The 1,308-nt window shown below is 68.0% G+C and carries 1 protein-coding gene; it reads right to left on the bottom strand.

The features are described 5' to 3' along the window. Positions 1-28: 28 nt before the first annotated feature. Positions 29-1,239, bottom strand: a protein-coding gene (locus ACFWBF_RS37325) for an IS3 family transposase (RefSeq protein ID WP_385609278.1) whose coding sequence is annotated in 2 segments (ribosomal slippage) — positions 29-948 and positions 948-1,239 — 1,212 coding nt in all. Because the reading frame shifts where the segments join, the coding sequence is not laid out codon by codon here. Between the last annotated feature and the right edge of the window lie 69 nt (positions 1,240-1,308).

Genomic DNA, 1,308 nt, shown 5'->3' with positions numbered 1-1,308 from the left:
GGGCCTTGACCCCGGATTTTGAACACGTCTATGCGGCTTGGGTCAGGGTAGTTGTTGCTGGTTGGAGGTCGTTCTCGTAGGCGATCGGGGACCGCTGGCCGAGGCGGGAGTGCCGGCGTCGTGTGTTGTATCGGGTCAGCCAGCGGAAGGCGTCGAGCCTGGCCTCGCGCTCGCTCGGCCAGGCCTTCCGGCCTTTGAGCGTCTCCCTCTTGAAGGCGGCGTTGAAGCTTTCCGCGGCGGCGTTGTCGGCGCTGGATCCGACCGCGCCCATGCTCTGCCGGACCCCTGCTGACCTGCAGATTTCTGCGAAGGCCCTGCTCGTGTATTGCGAGCCGTGGTCGGTGTGCATCACTGCTCCGGTCAGGTTCCCGCGGGTCCGCTCGGCTGCCGCGAGGGCGTCGATGACGAGTTCGGTTCGCATGTGATCTGCGATCGCCCACCCGGCCAGCCGGCGTGAGGCGAGGTCGATGACGGTCGCGAGGTAGAGCGGCTTCGCGCCGCTGACCGGCAGGTATGTGATGTCGCCGACGTACTTTCTGTTGACCGCGGCCGCGGTGAAGTCACGGCCTATCAGGTCCGGCGCCTTCGCTGCGGCCTGGTCCGCGACGGTAGTGCGGTGCCGGCGACGCAGACGAACGCCCTCAAGTCCGATGGTCCGCATGATCCTGGCGACGCGCTTGTGGTTGACCGCCGGGCCGCCCTGGTCGCGGAGTTCGGCGGTGATCCTGGGAGCTCCGTAGGTGCCGTCGGAGTCCTGGTGGACCTTGCGTATCCGGGCCGCGATCCCGGCTTCGACGGTCTGCCGGGCCGCTCTCGCGGCTGCGGTGCGGCGCCAGTAGTAGAAGCTCGAGCGGGCCAGGCCGAGGATGTCGCAGAGCCGCTTCACGCCGTGTCGGCGCTGGTGATCGTCAACGAACTGGTAGCGGTTCACCAGCGCGTCTCCGTCGCGAAATACCGGGCCGCCTTGCGGAGAATGTCCCGTTCTTCCTCGAGCTCACGGATCCTCTTGCGGGCGGCGGCCAGCTCCGCCTGAACGGCGTCGTCGCCGGTCTGCGAAGCGGCCGGCGGTGCGGAGTGGGCGCCGGGCCGGCGGCCGTCGGCGGCTCGGATCCAGTTCCGCAGCGTTTCGGTGTTCACCCCGAGATCACCGGCGACGGACTTGATCGTCGCTCCCGGCCTCGACCGGTACAACGCGACCGCGTCCGCCTTGAACTCGGCGGGGTAATGCTTCATCCCCACGGGGACTCCGTTCTCCTGGACCGTCAAGATCCAAGTGTCTCCGGTGTCCAAAACCCGGGGTCAAGGCCC

Origin of the sequence: Streptomyces sp. NPDC060028 (assembly GCF_042736725.1) — a bacterium.
Lineage (GTDB): Bacteria > Actinomycetota > Actinomycetes > Streptomycetales > Streptomycetaceae > Streptomyces.
Note: the sequence above shows the minus strand (reverse complement) of the source record. Positions and strands in the feature narration are given on the sequence as shown.